The sequence below is a fragment of the Alteromonas macleodii genome (assembly GCF_903772925.1).
Classification (GTDB): domain Bacteria; phylum Pseudomonadota; class Gammaproteobacteria; order Enterobacterales; family Alteromonadaceae; genus Alteromonas; species Alteromonas macleodii_A.
Genome location: NZ_LR812090.1, coordinates 4,272,033 through 4,289,782, shown reverse-complemented (window position 1 = coordinate 4,289,782; position 17,750 = coordinate 4,272,033). Strand labels below are relative to the sequence as shown.

Genomic DNA, 17,750 nt, shown 5'->3' with positions numbered 1-17,750 from the left:
AGGGAGAGCACCACGTGGACGTAAAAGCACCAAAGGCACTACTTAAAGCGCAGAAGCTGGCGAACTTATTAGATACTGCCGTTAAGCTCCCTTTCTTCCCCATAAAAATAGGCCTGGATTCAATAGTAGGCCTTATTCCCGGTGCCGGTGACGCCATCATGTTATTCGTTTCTTTGCGCATTGTGTGGCTAGGGAAAAGTTTAGGTATGCCAAAAGCCCTAGTCGCTCAAATGGTGAAGAATTCTGCTATCGACTTCGGGTTAGGTTTTATCCCGTTTGTTGGTGACATTGTGGATGTGTTTTACAAAGCTAACCAAAAAAATGTGCGTATTATGGAGCGTTGGTGGGTAAGTGAAAACAAAGGCAATGTTGATGCAGTCACACAGGAAAAGCTTGCCCAGTGGGAAAAAGAAAACCTCTAAGAATCAGTAAAGTCTTGTACAAAGACCATTACTCCAAATCACGTCTCCTAGCAGGAAGCCTACGCTGATCTCACACCAAAATACCTTATAGCTGGTTTAATGGCGCTACAAAAGATATTCATTGGCAGTAGCGAGCATTAAAGGTAAGTTAAAAACGTCATAAAAAATTACCAATCGTTTTTTATGCTGAAGTCGTAGCAAACAGTCACTATCCATCGAAATACCTCTCTACAAGGAGCGTGCAGTAAATGAAAGCGTCCGACTTATTTGTGAAAGCGTTAGAAGCTGAAGGCGTTGAATACGTCTTTGGTATTCCTGGTGAAGAAAACCTCGACTTACTTGAATCGTTGCGTGATTCTTCCATAAAATTAGTGCTGACCCGCCATGAACAGGGCGCAGGCTTTATGGCTGCCACCTATGGCAGGCTTACCGGGAAAGTAGGCGTTTGCCTATCGACCTTAGGGCCAGGCGCCACTAATTTAGTGACTCCTGCTGCCTATGCTCAGTTAGGTGCTATGCCTATGCTGATGATCACAGGGCAAAAGCCGATAAAAACCAGCAAACAAGGTCGTTTCCAAGTCATCGATATCGTCGACATGATGCGACCTATCACTAAATTCACCAATCAGGTTGTCAGTGGAGACAGAATTCCTTCAACGGTTAGAGAGGCTTTCCGTCTTGCTTCTGAAGAGCGGCCTGGCGCGGTACATATCGAATTACCCGAAGATATAGCAGCAGAGCAAACTAGCGCGCAGATATTAACGCCAAGCAGTACGCGAAGACCGATAGCTGAATATAAAGCGATTGCTTCGGCAATTACGATGATAGAAGAAGCGCAGTCCCCGCTCTTGCTTATAGGCGCAGGTGCGAACCGTAAACTTACTGCAAAAATGCTAAGGGAGTTTGTCGATAAAACCTGTATACCTTTTGTTACTACACAAATGGGTAAGGGGGTGCTTAATGAAAGCGATCCCCGCTTTGCCGGGAATACTGCATTATCTGATGGCGACTTCGTGCACCGCGCGATAGAACGTGCTGACCTTATCATTAATGTGGGTCATGATGTGGTAGAGAAGCCGCCGTTTTTCATGCATCACAACGACAAAAAAGTTATCCACGTTAACTTCGACTCAGCAGCCGTTGACCCCGTCTACTTTCCTCAATTAGAAGTCGTTGGAGACATCGCTAACAGCATTTGGCAAATTAAAGAAGGCATCACCCCCCAAGACGATTGGAAGCTAGATTTCTATAAAGATGTGCATCAGGCGTATGTAGAACATCGCGCTGAAGCAGAAGATGACAATCGTTTTCCTATTTTACCGGAAAGGTTGGTTAGAGATATTCGCAAGGTCATGCCGGATAATGGCATTGTTACCTTAGATAACGGTATTTACAAAATTTGGTTTGCGCGAAATTATCCTGCTTTTCATCCCAACACCCTGCTCTTAGATAACGCTCTTGCTTCGATGGGGGCGGGCTTACCATCTGCCATTGCGGCTAAATTAGTAAAACCGGAGGCGCCAGTACTCAGCGTTTGTGGCGATGGTGGTTTTATGATGAATAGCCAAGAAATTGAGACCGCTGTAAGGCTCAACCTTGACCTGGTGGTGATCATCTTGCGTGACAATGCGTACGGAATGATTAAGTGGAAGCAAGCGAACATGGAGTTTGACGAATTTGGTTTGGACTATGGCAACCCAAATTTTGTTAAGTATGCGCAAAGCTATGGTGCTCAAGGCTGGCGTGTGGACGATACAGACGTGCTTATTCACATGGTAGATAAGTGTTTAAACACAAAAGGTGTGCACATTATCGATTGCCCTGTTGATTACAGCATGAATGACGAAACATTAAACCACACGATTAAAGAGCTGAGTGCCAAGCTTTAAACACAGTATTGAAAAGGTAAGGAGTTAAAAAATGTTGAAGGAAAGCTACCCATACTATTTAGCCAGTGAACCCGAATACGCGAACACCGACCTAGAGGTAACCAACAAATACACCGGCGAAGTTGCAACTAAAGTTGCTATGGCTGGTGCTGATACCATTGATAAAGCAATAGCTGCGGCAGAGAAGGCGCAGCCGGCCATGGCCGCAATGGCACCTTTTGAAAGACAGGCAGTGCTAGAGCACTGTGTTAAACGATTTACTGAGCGTGCAGACGAACTGGCCCAAGCTTTGTGTATTGAAGCAGGTAAACCTATTAAAGATGCCAAAGGCGAAGTGACCCGATTAATAGATACCTTTAAAATTGCTGCGGAGGAGTCGGTTCGTATCAATGGCGAAACGGTAAACTTAGAAATATCAGCGCGGGCAAAAGGTTATCAAGGCATGACCAAAAAAGTCCCCATTGGCCCATGCTCGTTTATATCACCCTTTAATTTCCCGCTAAACTTGGCTGCCCATAAAGTGGCACCTGCCATTGCCGCAGGTTGCACATTTGTGCTTAAACCGGCCTCGCGTACACCTATTGGCGCACTTATTATTGGCGAAGTATTGGCAGAAACAGATTTGCCCAAAGGGGCGTTTTCCATTCTGCCGTGTAGCCGTGATGGCGCTGATTTGTTTACCACAGACGAAAGACTAAAACTGCTCAGCTTCACCGGCTCTCCAGATGTGGGTTGGGCACTTAAAGCAAAGGCGGGTAAAAAGCCTGTTGTGCTGGAGCTAGGCGGTAATGCAGCCTGCGTAGTTGATGAAGATGCTGATATTGAAGACGCTATCGACCGCGTGATTGTTGGGGCTTACTATCAGTCTGGTCAAAGCTGTATCAGTGTTCAGCGCTTGTTAGTACATAGTAAAATATACGATGAATTTAAGTCGCGCTATGTAGAAAAAGTAAAAGCATTGGTGTCTGGTGACCCTTCAAACGAAGATACTTTCATCGGCCCCATGATTTCTGAGGGCGAAGCTGAACGTTTGCATGGTTGGATTACAGAGGCCAAAGAAAAGGGCGCAACTATCCTATGTGGCGGTACTCGCGAAGGCGCAATGCTTGAAGCTACGGTTATGGAAAACGTACCTAAAGACTGCGATGCCAGTGCCGAAGAAGCGTTTGGCCCGCTATCTATCCTAGTGCCTTTCGACAGCTACGACGACGCGCTTAAAGAAGTAAATAACAGTCGTTACGGACTTCAAGCTGGTGTATTTACCCGCGATATTTATAAAGCGCATAAAGCTTGGGATGAGCTAGAAGTGGGAGGCGTTGTTATTGGTGATGTGCCTAGCTGGCGCGTGGATAACATGCCTTATGGCGGCGTTAAAGATTCAGGTCTAGGTCGAGAGGGTATTCGCTACGCGATAGAGGATATGTCTGAGACCCGACTTATGGTTATCCGAACGCCCCAGTAAGCTAAGAAAGCTTAGTATTAATAAATAAAAAGAGCATGTTTAGCCAAACATGCTCTTTTTTATGGCTAGTATTTTTTCATCAACCAATATTTGGTGTGAAAAGCTCACGTTGAAGCTCGTCAGTGGAAAGTATCTTGTTCAATCCCCTAGTTTTTGTCAGCCGCATATTCTTCCAACAAAGATAGTGGAATAATATCTAGGGCTTTTTCATGGGTAGCTTCCAGTCACACCTTGGGCGCAACACCGGCTTCGTAAGCTTCTAACCAGCGAGCAGCGCACAGGCACCATCTGTCGCCGTCGAGTAGACCGGGGAAAGACATGCTAGGCCAGGGAGTTATCAAATCGTTACCCTGTCGTAAGGAAAACTGTAGAAATTCATCGCTAACCACAGCGCATACACTGTGATTGCCCACATCAGCATCGGGTACATAGCAAAAACCTTCACGGGTAAACCCCGTATTTCCACAGCATAGCTGGAGCGGTCGACCATATACATTTTTTGCGTTTGCCAAAATCAGAACCCTCTTTCACAACGTATATTCTTATAATGTGTTTTTATCTAGGTGCCTGTTTAGAATATAAAGGTGTACGTCTTAAATGCTCACCATAATGTATTCACCTTATGACCCTGAACGTTATGGGTCAATAGAAAAGCACTAGTGTACTTACGTTTGAAGGTAAAAAATCGTGCTCGATAAAAGTAAAAAAACCGGGGAAGTTAACTTTTCTGAAGAAGAAATTTCGCGCTTTGACTCGCTGGCAGAGTCATGGTGGGACCCCAACGGCAAATATAAAACAGCCCTTGAGTTTAATCGAGCGCGCTTGGATGTCATTAAAGCGCAAATAGAGGATCATTTCGGCAAAGGTAACCTCCCACCGGATTATTCGTCTTTGTCTATTGTTGATATAGGTAGCGGCGGCGGGCTTATTAGCGAGCCTTTGGCCAAGCTTGGTGCAAAGGTAACTGGCATTGATGCAAGTGCGGTAAGTGTGGAAGTGGCAAAACGCCATGCTGAAAAAAGTGGAGTATCGGTAACTTATAAACACATGTTGTCCAGTGAATTAGTTAAAGAAGCACAGCAATATGACATTGTTATAAACGCTGAAGTGGTAGAGCATGTGCCTGATCAGCAGCAGTTAATTGATGAATGCGCTAGCTTGGTCAAACCGGGCGGGCTGCTTATTCTTGCCACTTTAAACCGAACACTTAAAAGTTTTGTAATTGCTATTGTGGGGGCTGAATACGTAATGCGGTATTTGCCTGTGGGAACCCATGATTGGCAAAAGTTTGTAAAACCTAGTGAATTAGAAAAATGGGTCGGTGAAGACTTTACACTGAAGCATCAGATAGGTATGAAACTCAACCCTTTCAAGGGAGAGTGGCTAACCACTTCTAGCCTTGCGGTAAACTTTATTCAAGCCTATTCCAGAAATTGATGACGGTTTATTAATTGTGTTTATGGTTTTTATTTCGAGTGAAAATGGTATGGGCGAGTATACTCTCGCGTGATTACTATCCTGCTGAATTTAATAGTTATTGATAGTTAGCTGACGATAAATATCACAATTTGATGTTTATCCTCCTTATTAAAATTTCAACATAAAGGTTGATCTTTACATTATGTTTACATAATTATAACAAAGGTCTGACCACAGACCACAGACCACAACGTTATAATTATGAGGCACACACACGATGAGAATATCCAAAAATAATAGAGCAAGGAATGCTCTCATTGTTACTTTGCTTGCCATAACAAGCGCTGTCAGTTCACTAATTGGAGGGGCAGGACAAGCCTTCGCAGGAACATACGCAAAAACTGAAAACCCCATAGTATTGGTCCACGGCCTGTTCGGCTTTGAAGACATACTCTTTGTAGATTACTTTTATAAAGTTCCGCATAAACTCAGCCGCAACGGCGCTGTGGTATACATTGCTGAAGTTTCACCAGCAAATTCCACAGAAGTCCGCGGCGAGCAGTTGCTTGAGTATATCGACGAAGTACTCGCCCTATCAGGCGCAGACAAAGTGAATCTTATTGGGCATAGCCACGGCGGCCCAACGGCACGTTACGCCGCAAGCGTGGCGCCAGAAAAAGTTGCTTCGGTAAGCTCTGTCGCCGGTGTTAATTGGGGCAGTAAAGTCGCAGATGAATTACGGGATGCTTTCGCTGAGGGCTCAGTGGGAGAAGGCGCCGCTGGCGTCGTTGTTAATGCATTTGCCAACATTATTGAAATTGCGTCTGGGTCAGATCCACGTGACAAGCCCACCGACTCAATCGCAGCACTTGATTCTCTGTCAACTGCAGGCTCAGTAGCGTTCAATCAAAAATACCCTGAAGGCATGCCTACCGCCTACTGTCGCAACGACGGTAAGATGTTGGCTGAAAATGGCGTGTATTATTTCTCATGGAGCGGCGGAAGAACTTATACCAATGCTTTAGACATTGTCGACCCTTTCCTAGCTATTACTGGCACTGCGTTTAAAGAGCCAAACGACGGTCTAGTATCAACCTGTAGTTCCCACTTAGGTAAAGTGCTGAAAGACAATTATAAAATGAACCACATGGACGAGGTAAACCAGAGTTTTGGTATAACCCATTGGTTTGAAACCGACCCGGTAGACGTGTTTGTACGTCAGGCTAATCGTCTTAAGAGATTGGGTTTGTAGTGACAGAAGGTAAAGTACGCCATGCGTACCCAATACTTACAGGGCTAGTTGCTCTGTTAGTATTGGGCGGTATTGTTTATTTCCAATTTGCACCTGACACTCAAAAAAATGGTGCAGAGTCTTCCACCGAACGCGTGGAAGTTAGCAGGCAAAAAGAAACCAGTGAAAAGCTGGGCGAGAAGGGAATAACGCATAAAGAGGCAGATGCGCGCCCCTCTCTAAAAAGCGAAGCAGCAAGCGCAAATAAAAGCCTTACTCCCTTTGAGCTTAACTATTCAACCAAAGACGCTTTTGACCGCTTTATATTTACGCGTACAACAAAAGATCCGCAAACCGTTAAGTTTGCCTATACCACTTACGTTAGCACCGTGTTTACACCAACTACCCAAGCGGTAGCGTCTGACTTATTTACCCGTTATGTAGATTATAAAGTGGCGCTTTCTTCCATCGAGACGGAGGTCGACTTGGCTACTCATAGTTTACAGGATGTGTCTTACAAACTTGATGAGCGCGAGGAGATAAGACGCACCTACTTCAACGACACCGAATACCATTATTTATTTAGCCAAGAAGCGCAGGTGGACGAGGCCGCACTGGAGCGCTTGCGTGTCGCACAAGAAAACTCGCTACCCAAAGAGGAAAGAAAAGCGTTAATTGTCGCTTCTATCAAAGCGGGGAATGAAGCCGAACGGGAAGCCTTTCAGCCAACGCTTAATATGCATCGCATCAAAGAGATAAAACGCAGTTATAGCGATATTAACGATCGCTACAACGCTGTGGCGGCCGAGTTTGGTAGTACAGTGGCAGAGCGCTTCGCGAAAACCTGGGAAAAACAGGCTAGCTGGGAAAGCAAAATTGCTAACTATCAAAAATATCGCGACAACTTATCGAAGCAGTCAATTGCGGTTAGCGAGTTAGAAAGCGCGCTACGGGAATACCGGTCTGCACATTTCACCGACAATGAAATAAAGCGTCTAAACGTTATTACAGGGTCGTAATTTGTCAGGAGCGCAATAAAGTCGTCATAGACGAGGCGTTAGCCTTTTCCCCTGCAAATGGTAATGCAGAGGTATAACCATAAAAGTACTGAATAGTTCTATACATAGGCAGAGTGATTTGAAAGCGGATTGTGCAGTTACTAATCTAGAACCAACCCTATATTTAACATTCTGTCATAAGGTTTGTGGCAATCATTATGAAAATCTACGAAACGAAAACGGCACCCAACCCGCGTCGAGTACGTATGTTTTTAGCAGAAAAAGGCATTGATGTTGATTACGTTCAGGTCGACATTCAAAAAGGCGAAAACTTAAGTGCAGAAATGCGCGCTAAGAACCCGCTAGGTAAAATACCCATTTTAGAGCTTGATGACGGTACATGTATTGCCGAAACGGATGCCATCTGTACTTACTTTGAAGCATTGCAACCAGACCCGCCGTTAATGGGAACAACGCCCGTTGAAAAAGCCACAATCTCCATGTGGCAGCGCCAGGTAGAATTGGCCTTCATGATGCAAATTGGCATGTGCTTTCAACACACCACAGGTTACTTTAAAGACCGTATGACACCGGTACCTGAATATGGCAAAGAAGCGGGTATCAACGCGTCTAAATATCTCAATATTTTAGAGCGTCGACTTGGTGTAAAAGAATACATCGCAGGGGATACTTTCTCTATCGCAGACATAACCGCGCTATGCGCCATGGATTTCGCCCGAGTGGTGAAAATACGAATGACTGACGACCACGTTAATTTAGCGCGCTGGTATGAGTCAGTGAGTAACAGAGCGAGTGCAAAAGCCTAATGATAGATTTATACACTGCCGCTACGCCGAATGGCTGGAAAGCCTCGGTGGCGCTTGAAGAAATGGGGCTTGAATATACCGCCCATGCCGTAAATTTAATGAAGGGCGAGCAGAAAACCCCAGAGTTTTTGGCGATGAACCCCAATGGACGCATACCGGTTATTATTGATAGAGAGGCCGACGGTCACGTGGTTTTTGAGTCTGGCGCCATCATGGTTTATCTGGCTGAAAAGACGGGAATGTTTTTACCCAGTGACGCCAAACGTAAAAGCCAGGTGATGCAATGGGTGATGTTTCAGATGGGGGGCATTGGACCTATGATGGGCCAAGCCAACGTGTTCCATCGTTATCTAGAAGAAAAAATCCCCGTAGCAATAGCGCGTTACCAAAACGAAGTGCGACGTTTATTCACTGTACTGGATGGCAGGTTAGAAAATCGCGAATATCTGGTAGACGACTATAGTATTGCCGATATGGCGAACTGGTGTTGGGTGCGTACCTACGAATGGTCTGGCGTTAGCATTGAAGGCTTGGACAACCTAATACGTTGGAAGAACAGTATCGAGGCGAGGCCGGCTGCACGGCGCGGCGTTGAAGTGCCCAATAAAATTGATAAAGAGGCACTTCTAAAAGGAGCGAAAAACGTAGTTACTAAATAGCGTTTTTAACTGAATCGACAAACCTATTGAGCCATCCTGATGCCATACTCGGTTTGTAAATCAACTCAAAATGCTCTTCATGGCAAAAGTCATAATCTGATACGGACACGCAAGTAAGATCATGGCTTTTCGCTATGAAGTCAGGTACGTAGGCCAAAGCCAGCCCTTGCCTGACAACAGACAGCAGGGTGCCAAAATCATTACATCTATAGTGTATAGAACGGGGGACTTTGTCGTCTCGCCACCCATCAGAACCTATACCCCGCTTTATTCCACAAAAAGGTGAGACATCAGGGCAAGCAAAAGCATAAGCGTACAAACTTTGACTTGTTAATGTACCGTTTTTTTCTTCAGATACCGCAGGGTGATTTTTTGCGGCTACAACCACATAGGTAGACGACCCTAATGATATGCGATGTAATGACGGGTCTTGCTCTTGTTCTTCCATTGCAAAAGAGGTGGCAATAGCCACGTCGCTTCCCCCTCTAGAAACGCTTTCCAGCGCTTTCCCTTCCCAGCAAGCATTGATATTAACGTGAAAGCGATCTTGTACAGAGTAAGGTTTAGCAAGCAAAGTTGGCATGTAATATTGAAGCAAGATCGATGGGCCAGACACCGTAATGTTGTATAAAGCGGTATTCCCCCTAAACTCACTGAGCGCCTGATCGGCTTCGTGCACAAGATGAGTGGCATAAAGAAGGAATTTGTTTCCCCGTTGGTTGAGTCGAATATGCTTACCTACTCGGTCAAACAATTGGCTTTCTAACTTTTGTTCTATCCTTTTCACCACTTTAGACAATGCGCCTGTGGTGACTGATAAATGCATAGATGCTTTATTCAAATTCTCATGTTGCGCAACAACAATGAACTTTCTTAAGTCTTCAATATCCATAGCTTTGCCGCTTTATTGTTTCCAGTTGGGAATTGATTGCTTATTTATTGTAGCTTAATTGTAAGTGGTTATTGTGCCAGGATCGTCATAATAAAATTGTTATTAAGCGTGAAAGATTTATGAAGCGTTTTTATTTTACTGTCTTGTGTTTATATATGTTGTGCACGGGGGCGGCAGCGACAACCACAGAAGAACTAAGTGCAAATGGCATGAGTAAAGCACCTAACGCTAGTACTTCAATACACGCTGATCATAAATATCACACAAGAGTTGGTTCTCACGGTATGGTGTTATTTACAGATGGCGCTGAACTCTATGCGAGTCACTTACCCCTTTATTACTCGCCACACGATTACCAACTTATCTATACAGTAGTAAGTCAGCATAAAGCTACGCTAATTGCGTATCTACAAGCAGGCTCAACGTCTCACGGTAACATGGTGACGCTGTTACCGGAAAACTTCGATTTAAATAAACTTGTTGATGGTGAAAAATTTTCTATTCCAGTTCAGTTTTATAAAGGTCATTTTGAGCGGGGTGGCACTAAGTGGTTGGGTAAATCGGAACTGACATTTGAAAAGCGATTATTTAAACGTCGCTTGGTAAAACAATACAAACCATCACGTTCTGACGACGATAGCGTTAAAGATAACCTAGATGAAAAGTGGACGCGTATCAGGCTCGGCGACAAGTATTTATACATTCATCTCATTGGCGAACGCCCATCGTTTGATGCATTGTTTATCGTCGACGATTGTCAGACAACCTTAGAAAACAAGCCGGTCGAAAGTATGCCGAGTGAGACTCAAATTAAAGAGATTTTTTCCCACTGCGGCACGTCTGGGCTAGTGTACTTCGAAACACAGGATTTTGCGCACTGACGCCGCTGATCTGCGCTAGCGTGATTTCAGTTTTAAGATTTTACGCTATCACTTATGGCTTTGATATGTTCAGGGCCTATGCCGCAACAGCCACCGATAATACTGGCATCCGCTGCTAGCCATGATTGAGCGTAATCCGCATAGCGCTGTGGAGTTATATCGTTGCGCAGTTCTGACAAAAGAGCGTTAGCTTCATGCTGACGCTTTCTTTCTGAAAAGCTATTGGCGTATGCACCTGTAGCAATGTTTTCATTCAACTCTCGCGTAATTGCCAGTGCAGTTTCCATTTCTTCTGGCTGTGAACAATTAAATAGCACGCTTTCAACACGCTTCAGCAAAGGCGCGATTTTTTCGAGGGGCTCGCCTGAACGAAGGGGCACAGGTTCGTTAGAAGACGCTCTATTTTGCAAAGAAAACGACAGCCAGATGGGATGGGAAGAGAGTGTTTTTATTAGCGAAACTACAGCTTCCGCTTCTTCGATGGAGCAAGCCGTTTCAATAAGCCAAACATCCACAAAAGGGGCTTGCGCTTTAATCAGCGGCGTTAAAATCTCTGCCACGCGTTTTGCATCGAATAGGTCTGGGCGGTACGAACCAAAAGCAGGTGGCACACAGCCTGCGACCGACAGCTTATCGCTTTTATTCTGCTGCAAAGTGACGGCTTCCCTTGCTAGCTTAGCTGCTGACTCTGCCAGCGAAAAGGCTTGTTCCTTAAACGCGGGCTCACCAATATGAAATGGAACGATGGCATAGGCATTTGTAGTAATGACGGTGGCACCAGCGTTTAGAAAGTGGGTATGAACCTCACGCACTAGTTCCGGGGTCTGCATTAATGCTAGTGCTGACCATTCCGGCTGTTTAAAAGGCGCGCCGATCTTTTCAAGTTCACGACCCATACCACCGTCTAGAATATGAATCACTTTACTACTTACTGTCATGAAAACCTTAAATGTACATCTGAATAATTAAAAATAGTTAGCCTGAAGTGCTAAGTTTGCGCTTCCAATCGATTGGGCCTTCACGCCCACGTGACCGGGACTAATTTGCGCAGGAGTAATACCTCGCATATCCAAGTCTTTCAGCGCTTTCTGAGTTGCTTCAACTAGTAATTCTTTTATGTTGCTGGGTATGGCGCCGTCAATGATTACGCCATCTAAGTCCAAAAGGCTCATAGCGCACTGTGAAGCAAACGCCAGCCCTTTGGCTGTCTCGTGCACCCAGTTTTCTACAAGTGATTCATTACACTGCCAGTAAGAGGGGGACTCATAAATATGCTTGGCGTCTTCCCCTGCTTTTTCAAGCTCGCTTTCTAATAGATAAAGCGAAGATTGCGTTATTAACTGACGTTGATGATTTTGGCTAAGAAAAGGTAGCGAGCCAATAGCACCGGCATTACCCGTTTTGCCATTGATAAGCTGGTTGTTAAGTACCAGTCCGCCGCCTAAAAACGTACCAACAAAAATGTACAAAAAGCTATCGTAACGCTTCGGATTACCGAAAGACATCTCTGCGCTACATGCGGCCCCAGCATCATTTTTAATAAAAACGGGTAGGCTTAATAAGCTTTCAAGCGCGGTTTGCGGGTCGAACTCTTTCCATTCTTCTAACTCTTTTTTCGGCGCGCCTGCTTCCTCTGCCCAACTCCAAATTTCAAAAGGCATGGCTACGCCTAACCCTCTAACCAAGTTTTGCTGCGCTTTATCTAAATTTTTAGTTAAAACACCGAAGGCGCGCTCTGCGAAGTTGAGTAAATTGCTTACCGTGGGGTAGTCAAATTTTTCATGAAGGGTTGCTTTAACATTGCCTTTCAAGTCGAGTAAGGTCATGTCAAAACCGCGGCGACCTACTTTGAGGCCAATACTGAATGCCCCGTTAGCATTCAAACCGAAAGGTACTTTTGGCTGGCCGACGCCACCTTTAATAGGCGCTAAGCGTTTAACTAAGCCATCGGTTTCCAACTTCTTGATAATTACCGTTGCAGACTGCGCCGACAGCCCGGTCAATTGTGCAATTTCAGCTTTAGGTAATGCAATGCGTTGTCGAATTAAGGTTAAGATCGCGCGCTCATTCTCGGAGCGATTATCGAGTAACTCTGGTGCGTTTTGTGAAGGAAGGTGAGAAGCCGATTCAATATTCAAAGTAATTACTATCTACCGTTAAAAGTGAAGTGAGTTTAACAATACCAATCCGCATAGAGAATGCCTACTTCTGTTCAAAAATGTCTACGGTTTTTAATGCAGTATCTAGACATCCTACAATTCTTTGATAAAAATATAAATCAATTGGGTTGATTTAATGGTTGTGTTCGACAATACTATGCTCCAATTAATTAACGATTCGTTAACTTTGTGTATTGTTCACGCAAAGTAAATGTCTTTTATTTACATTTTTTGAATGAGGCTGGTATGAAGATTTTGTGTTTAGGTGAAGTGCTTATTGATATGTTAAGCCAAGGTGCAGCGCCCAAAGATGGCAACATACCAGCCATGAAGCCTTTCCAGCCTTACGCTGGTGGCGCGCCTGCTAACGTGGCGGTTGCAGTTGCCCAACTAGGTGGTGAGAGCGCAATGGTATCTAAAGTGGGTGATGACACTTTTGGGGCGTTCCTTAAAGAAATGCTTGAACACTATAAAGTGAACACTGACTTTGTGTGGACAACTCAAGAAGGCAATACGGCGTTGGCGTTTGTAAATTTAGATGAAGACGGTGAGCGTTCGTTCGATTTCTACGTGGATAATGCCGCGCATAAGCACATTTCAGAAAAAGACTTATCTAGCATTGATTGCGACAAAAATACGGTACTTCACTTCTGTTCGGGTTCAATTTCTGGCCCTGAACTTATTCCTGGCACTGAGTTTATTTTAAACAAGGCAAAGGAAAACGGCATGATGGTGTGCTTAGACATTAACTATCGCCCAGCATTTTGGGATGATACTGCTAATGCTCCAGCGCGTATTGATGAGGCGGCTAAAAAAGTCTCTGTGTTAAAGGCAAGCCGCGAAGAGCTTGCAGAGCTGTACGGCGAAGAAAATGCCGATGCAAAAGTACAGCAGTGGCTAGATAGCGGTGTGAAAGTTGTATTGGTAACCGACGGTGGCGAGCCAATTCACTATATAACTAAGTCGTTCAGCGGTACGTTGGCATCGCCGAAAATGGATGTGAAAGACACGACTGCAGCCGGTGATTCATTTATCGGTGGGTTCCTGTATTTCCTTTCGACCAAAGTTAAAAACGCCGATGAGTTCGATGCGTGGGCCGAAAACTTTGAAAATGTTAGCGAGGCCACTGAGTTTGCTATTCGCTGTGGGGCTTATACAGTAACCCAGTATGGCGCATTTAGCGCACTGCCTACGCAGGAAAATATCGCCAAGTAGGAAGCGTTAAAAAATCGCTTTCAAAGCTGTGAAGCAGGCAATAAAAAAGGGTTCGATTGAACCCTTTTTTGTCATTTAAAGCTATACCAGCAGCATCAGCTAATACGTTAAGTCGGCCTAGTGCTTATCGGCTCTGCTTTGAAACTTACGTTCTTCGGTATTAACCTTTATCCATTCGCCGGTGCTGATGTATTCTGGCACTTGTACGACTAAGCCAGTTGAAAGCGTTGCTGGTTTGGTTCGAGAAGTAGCAGACGCGCCTTTAATAGACGGATCGGTTTCAACTACTTCAAGCTCCACGCTCATTGGCAAGTCCAAGGCAACGGGTACTTCGCTCACAATGACAACTTGAATGCCATCGGTTTCTTCGTTAATAAACAGAGCTTCGTTCTCAATGCTCTCTTTATTCAAGTGATAAGGGGTGTAGTCTTCCTTATCCATAAATACATATTCTTCGCCATCAATATACGAAAACATAGCAGGGCGACGAATTAAGTCAGCCATATCTAGGGTATCTGAGTCTTTAAAGGTTTCATCGTATTTGGCGCCCGTTACTACATCGTACATGCGCATGCGATAGATGCTGCCACCAGCACGACCTTGGGGGACAGAGCGTTCAATGTCTCGCACGATGCAAGTTTTTCCATCAAATACTACAGTGTTATTCTTTTTAATTTCACTAGCCTTAGGCATGGCGATTTCCTATTGTTTTATTTTCTTAAGGTGCAAGCCTTGTTTCTTCCTCGGTTCATTCTCTGCGATTTTACACAACTAAGAAAGTGTTTTTGCTGGCTCAGCCTTCTATCAGCGCTTTGACGTTCGCTAAGGTATCAGCTTCACTGGCGGGTTTATCCCAGCGGATTCTATGTATACGGGGAAAGCGCAGCGCGACTCCTGATTTGTGCCGTGTCGAAGGGTGTACAGCGTCGAAAGCCACCTCCAGCACTAACTCTTTTTTCACTTCTCTCACCGGGCCAAACCGTCCTACGGCATTGCGCCTTACCCAGTTATCTAGTTTTTTAAGTTCTTCATCGGTGAACCCGGAATAGGCTTTTCCGATAGGCAGAAGCTGACTGTCTTCCCAAGCGCCGAACGTGTAGTCAGAGTAAAAGCTGGAACGCTTGCCGTGCCCTCGCTGTGCATACATCATTACCGCATCAACAACTAGCGGGTCGCGCTTCCATTTAAACCATTGGCCTTTGGGTCTGCCGGGGACGTATTTACTATCTAAGCGCTTTATCATCAGCCCTTCTACCGCACGATTTTGGCATACTTGGATGTGAAGTTGGCGCAAAGTTTCAGGGGAAGTGGCATTAAGTGTTTCAGAAAGAAACAAGCGGCTGTTATTCGTTTTGCTAAACCATTCTTCGAGGGCGTGGCGCCTTGCTTTTAGTGTCTTATCGGTTAGATCTTCACCATCAAGCACTAAAGCATCATAAACGATTAGTCCAACGGGGGAGGAAGACTGTAATGCTTTACTCGGTTTCTTTTTATTAAGGCGCTGCTGAAGGGCATTAAAGGTATCCACGTCTGGCTGCGTGGCGGATGAAGCCTGTTTACCGCTTTTATCACTACTGGTGCGTTGGCTAGCCGCACTTTGGGCAATCGATTCTTCAGATTGATGTAGGCCATGTTCTGCATTATGAATAACCAGCAGTTCTCCATCTAGCACCATATTGCCGCTTACAGATTCAAGCAGATCGGGAAATGAGTGGCTAATATCATCGCCAGTACGTGAAAAAAGGGCTTTTTCGGGCTTATCGCCATCGGCCTTACTACCGTTCTGAATCTTATCACCTACAGGGTTATTTGACTTAACAACAAGCTGCACGCGAATGCCGTCGTACTTGTTCTCAATTTGCCAAGTGTTCTTGGTGAAAGCGTTGATATCGCTATCTTCAATGGGGTGAGAAAGCATTACTGGATGAAAGGTAACGGCATTTTCAATATCAGGTTTGTCAGCTTTTCCTTCTAGCCAACCAAGCATATCGACATAAGGCGGAGTAACCGCATGCCAAAGTGTCTCAACTTCTTTAATGTCTTTATTGCCATAGTCGGCCAATATTTGTTTTATAGAGCGCGCCGACACGCCTATTCGTAACCCCCGTGTGCCCAACTTTAGTAGCGCCCAGCGTTGAGCAGGTGTCATTATTGTTAGGTAATGGGCTAGCGTCTCAGAAACTTTCTGCTTACTAACCGAAGCGAACGTTTCTACCACTTCGGTAAGCGTGGGTAGCGAATTTGTTGGCTCACTATAAGGCCATAAGTGAGCCACAGTTTCACTAACCTCACCCACATAATCATAGCTCATGGCAAAAAGCTCAGGGTCGGTATGTTCAGTAATGAGTTTTTTTACCGTATTGCGCTTAAAAAAGTCGAATCGCAATGTACCTGCCATAGCAGCAATTGCCCAGCCTCGGTCAGGGTCTGGTGTATTGGCTATGTAGTTAGCTATAAGCTGCGCTTTGGCTTTGTTTCCAGACGTGAAATAAAGCTGCTCAAGTAAGTGACTGAATGCTTCCACTAATCGCCTCCTTGCTCTTCTTCATCATAACCGACTAGAGATAGCGCTCTGGCTTTAAACCCCATTTTTTCAGCCTGATACATCAGCGCATCTTCTCTGCCGTGAGTCACCCACACTTCTTTCGGATTGACTTCTTCAATGGTTTGCAGCAATTCAGGCCAGTCGCAATGATCAGAGATAATAAGCGGTAGCTCGGCATTTTTTTGCTTAGCGCGAGCGCGAATTTGCATCCAGCCAGATGCCACAACAGGCCTTACGTTAGGCAAACTTCGCGACCACCTGTCGGCAAGTGCCGAAGGGGGCGCAATGACTATTTCACCGGCTAAGATCTTTTTATCTGCCACCTCAGACACTGGAATCAACTCACCTAAGTCTATTCCTAATTGCTTGTATAGGTCACACAGTTTTAGCTGCGCACCATGTAAGTAAATTGGTTTGGTGTAGCCTGCTTCTCGCAGCGCTAATATAACCCGTTGACATTTACCCAATGCATAAGCACCTAATAAGTGGCACCGCTCGGGAAACACGCGTAATGAGTGAAGAAGTTTTTCAATTTCATGTTCAATAGGCGGGTGCTTAAAGACAGGAAGCCCGAAGGTGGCTTCGGTAATCAATACATCGCAAGGGACAACTTTAAAGGGCGGGCAAGTAGGATCGTGACGGCGCTTATAATCACCGGAAACTACAACGCGGTAGCCTGCATATTCGATAAGAATTTGTGTAGAGCCAAGAATATGGCCAGCAGGGTAAAACGTGGCTTTTACATCGTTAAAAGTAATACTTTCACCCATAGCTACAGTGTGCTGATGAATAGCCATATCTTCACCGTAGCGGGTTTGCATAATTGCCAGTGTTTCTGAACTTGCGTACACACTGTTATGACCTGCCCGTGCATGGTCTGCGTGACCGTGTGTGACAAGCGCGGTGGCGACTTCATTCATTGGGTCGATGTAAAACTCACCCGGCTCGCAATAAAGGCCAGTATCGTCAGCTTTTAACCACGTTGATGGATGCACTTCTTGTAGTCCCGCCAAATCAGAGAATGCTTGTTACTACGTATTTAACCCCGGTAATCGACCACTTGAATTAGGCATTCACTACTGGTTTAACCCGCATTCATCTATCGAATTTGGGTTAGGCTACGATACTGACGAAAACCAATTAGGCTCTGC

Annotated in this window: 16 protein-coding genes and 1 pseudogene; 10 read left to right on the top strand and 7 right to left on the bottom strand. The window is 45.1% G+C overall.

What is annotated here, in order from left to right; translation table 11 throughout:
- The first annotated feature begins 14 nt into the window (after window positions 1–14).
- The 3 genes from PCAR9_RS18335 to PCAR9_RS18325 all read left to right on the top strand — a co-directional run bounded on the left by PCAR9_RS18335 (window position 15) and on the right by PCAR9_RS18325 (window position 3,773).
- Entirely contained in the window at window positions 15–422 is a 408-nt protein-coding gene (locus PCAR9_RS18335; RefSeq protein ID WP_179984839.1) for a DUF4112 domain-containing protein, read from the top strand.
- A gap of 248 nt (window positions 423–670) precedes the next feature.
- Window positions 671–2,311 carry an acetolactate synthase large subunit gene (locus PCAR9_RS18330; protein WP_179984838.1) on the top strand — a complete coding sequence of 547 codons (1,641 nt, stop codon included), beginning with the start codon at window positions 671–673 and terminating at the stop codon, window positions 2,309–2,311.
- 31 nt (window positions 2,312–2,342) lie between these two features.
- Window positions 2,343–3,773: an aldehyde dehydrogenase family protein gene (locus tag PCAR9_RS18325; protein ID WP_179984837.1), complete on the top strand. Its 1,431-nt coding sequence runs from the start codon at window positions 2,343–2,345 to the stop codon at window positions 3,771–3,773.
- Between the two features lie 146 nt (window positions 3,774–3,919).
- On the opposite strand, the pseudogene PCAR9_RS18320 reads toward PCAR9_RS18325, so the two are convergent.
- Window positions 3,920–4,285: pseudogene (locus PCAR9_RS18320) on the bottom strand (DUF2237 family protein).
- 175 nt (window positions 4,286–4,460) lie between these two features.
- On the opposite strand from PCAR9_RS18320, the gene ubiG reads away from it, so the two are divergent.
- The 5 genes from ubiG to PCAR9_RS18295 all read left to right on the top strand — a co-directional run bounded on the left by ubiG (window position 4,461) and on the right by PCAR9_RS18295 (window position 8,907).
- Window positions 4,461–5,210, top strand: coding sequence for a bifunctional 2-polyprenyl-6-hydroxyphenol methylase/3-demethylubiquinol 3-O-methyltransferase UbiG (gene ubiG, locus PCAR9_RS18315; protein WP_179984836.1), 750 nt, complete (start codon window positions 4,461–4,463; stop codon window positions 5,208–5,210).
- Between the two features lie 259 nt (window positions 5,211–5,469).
- Window positions 5,470–6,444: an esterase/lipase family protein gene (locus tag PCAR9_RS18310; RefSeq protein WP_232091248.1), complete on the top strand. Its 975-nt coding sequence runs from the start codon at window positions 5,470–5,472 to the stop codon at window positions 6,442–6,444.
- Window positions 6,444–7,442, top strand: a complete 999-nt coding sequence (locus PCAR9_RS18305; protein ID WP_179984835.1) for a lipase secretion chaperone — start codon at window positions 6,444–6,446, stop codon at window positions 7,440–7,442. Before PCAR9_RS18310 ends, PCAR9_RS18305 begins: the two co-directional genes overlap by 1 nt.
- Window positions 7,443–7,639: 197 nt before the next feature.
- The gene (locus tag PCAR9_RS18300; protein ID WP_179984834.1) at window positions 7,640–8,248 is read left to right on the top strand and encodes a glutathione S-transferase family protein; all 609 of its coding nucleotides are present in this window, start codon (window positions 7,640–7,642) and stop codon (window positions 8,246–8,248) included.
- A complete protein-coding gene (locus PCAR9_RS18295) occupies window positions 8,248–8,907 on the top strand; it encodes a glutathione S-transferase family protein (protein WP_179984833.1) in 660 nt (219 codons plus the stop codon). The genes PCAR9_RS18300 and PCAR9_RS18295 overlap by 1 nt, the downstream gene beginning before the upstream one ends.
- Here the strand turns inward: PCAR9_RS18295 and PCAR9_RS18290 are convergent.
- Window positions 8,900–9,799: a LysR family transcriptional regulator gene (locus PCAR9_RS18290; protein WP_179984832.1), complete on the bottom strand. Its 900-nt coding sequence runs from the start codon at window positions 9,797–9,799 to the stop codon at window positions 8,900–8,902. The two genes, PCAR9_RS18295 and PCAR9_RS18290, sit on opposite strands and share 8 nt — an antisense overlap.
- Window positions 9,800–9,918: 119 nt before the next feature.
- On the opposite strand from PCAR9_RS18290, the gene PCAR9_RS18285 reads away from it, so the two are divergent.
- On the top strand, window positions 9,919–10,680 hold the full coding sequence (locus tag PCAR9_RS18285) for a hypothetical protein (protein ID WP_179984831.1): 762 nt from the start codon (window positions 9,919–9,921) through the stop codon (window positions 10,678–10,680).
- Between the two features lie 32 nt (window positions 10,681–10,712).
- Here PCAR9_RS18285 and PCAR9_RS18280 read toward each other — a convergent pair whose 3' ends face one another.
- Entirely contained in the window at window positions 10,713–11,618 is a 906-nt protein-coding gene (locus PCAR9_RS18280) for a homocysteine S-methyltransferase family protein (RefSeq protein WP_179984830.1), read from the bottom strand.
- 27 nt (window positions 11,619–11,645) lie between these two features.
- The gene (locus PCAR9_RS18275) at window positions 11,646–12,818 is read right to left on the bottom strand and encodes an ROK family transcriptional regulator (RefSeq protein WP_179984829.1); all 1,173 of its coding nucleotides are present in this window, start codon (window positions 12,816–12,818) and stop codon (window positions 11,646–11,648) included.
- Window positions 12,819–13,085: 267 nt separating this feature from the next.
- Here PCAR9_RS18275 and PCAR9_RS18270 point away from each other — a divergent pair, with 267 nt between their 5' ends.
- Complete coding sequence (locus tag PCAR9_RS18270) at window positions 13,086–14,054, top strand: carbohydrate kinase family protein (protein ID WP_179984828.1); 969 nt, start codon at window positions 13,086–13,088, stop codon at window positions 14,052–14,054.
- A 117-nt stretch (window positions 14,055–14,171) separates the two neighbouring features.
- Here the strand turns inward: PCAR9_RS18270 and efpL are convergent, their stop codons facing one another.
- From efpL to PCAR9_RS18255, 3 genes are all read right to left on the bottom strand, one after another.
- Complete coding sequence (efpL, locus tag PCAR9_RS18265) at window positions 14,172–14,747, bottom strand: elongation factor P-like protein EfpL (protein ID WP_025257482.1); 576 nt, start codon at window positions 14,745–14,747, stop codon at window positions 14,172–14,174.
- Between the two features lie 100 nt (window positions 14,748–14,847).
- The gene (locus PCAR9_RS18260) at window positions 14,848–16,578 is read right to left on the bottom strand and encodes a cisplatin damage response ATP-dependent DNA ligase (RefSeq protein ID WP_179984827.1); all 1,731 of its coding nucleotides are present in this window, start codon (window positions 16,576–16,578) and stop codon (window positions 14,848–14,850) included.
- Window positions 16,578–17,594 (bottom strand): ligase-associated DNA damage response exonuclease, encoded by a 1,017-nt coding sequence (locus PCAR9_RS18255; protein WP_179985274.1) that lies wholly within the window; start codon window positions 17,592–17,594, stop codon window positions 16,578–16,580. Before PCAR9_RS18255 ends, PCAR9_RS18260 begins: the two co-directional genes overlap by 1 nt.
- Between the last annotated feature and the right edge of the window lie 156 nt (window positions 17,595–17,750).

Bases quoted from the DNA above. Each gene is read 5' to 3' on its own strand.
- PCAR9_RS18330 (WP_179984838.1), top strand. From the start codon at position 671: ATGAAAGCGTCCGACTTATTTGTGAAAGCGTTAGAAGCTGAAGGCGTT.
- PCAR9_RS18325 (WP_179984837.1), top strand. From the start codon at position 2,343: ATGTTGAAGGAAAGCTACCCATACTATTTAGCCAGTGAACCCGAATAC.
- PCAR9_RS18310 (WP_232091248.1), top strand. From the start codon at position 5,470: ATGAGAATATCCAAAAATAATAGAGCAAGGAATGCTCTCATTGTTACT.
- PCAR9_RS18300 (WP_179984834.1), top strand. From the start codon at position 7,640: ATGAAAATCTACGAAACGAAAACGGCACCCAACCCGCGTCGAGTACGT.
- PCAR9_RS18295 (WP_179984833.1), top strand. From the start codon at position 8,248: ATGATAGATTTATACACTGCCGCTACGCCGAATGGCTGGAAAGCCTCG.
- PCAR9_RS18290 (WP_179984832.1), bottom strand. From the start codon at position 9,799: ATGGATATTGAAGACTTAAGAAAGTTCATTGTTGTTGCGCAACATGAG.
- PCAR9_RS18285 (WP_179984831.1), top strand. From the start codon at position 9,919: ATGAAGCGTTTTTATTTTACTGTCTTGTGTTTATATATGTTGTGCACG.
- PCAR9_RS18280 (WP_179984830.1), bottom strand. From the start codon at position 11,618: ATGACAGTAAGTAGTAAAGTGATTCATATTCTAGACGGTGGTATGGGT.
- PCAR9_RS18270 (WP_179984828.1), top strand. From the start codon at position 13,086: ATGAAGATTTTGTGTTTAGGTGAAGTGCTTATTGATATGTTAAGCCAA.
- efpL (WP_025257482.1), bottom strand. From the start codon at position 14,747: ATGCCTAAGGCTAGTGAAATTAAAAAGAATAACACTGTAGTATTTGAT.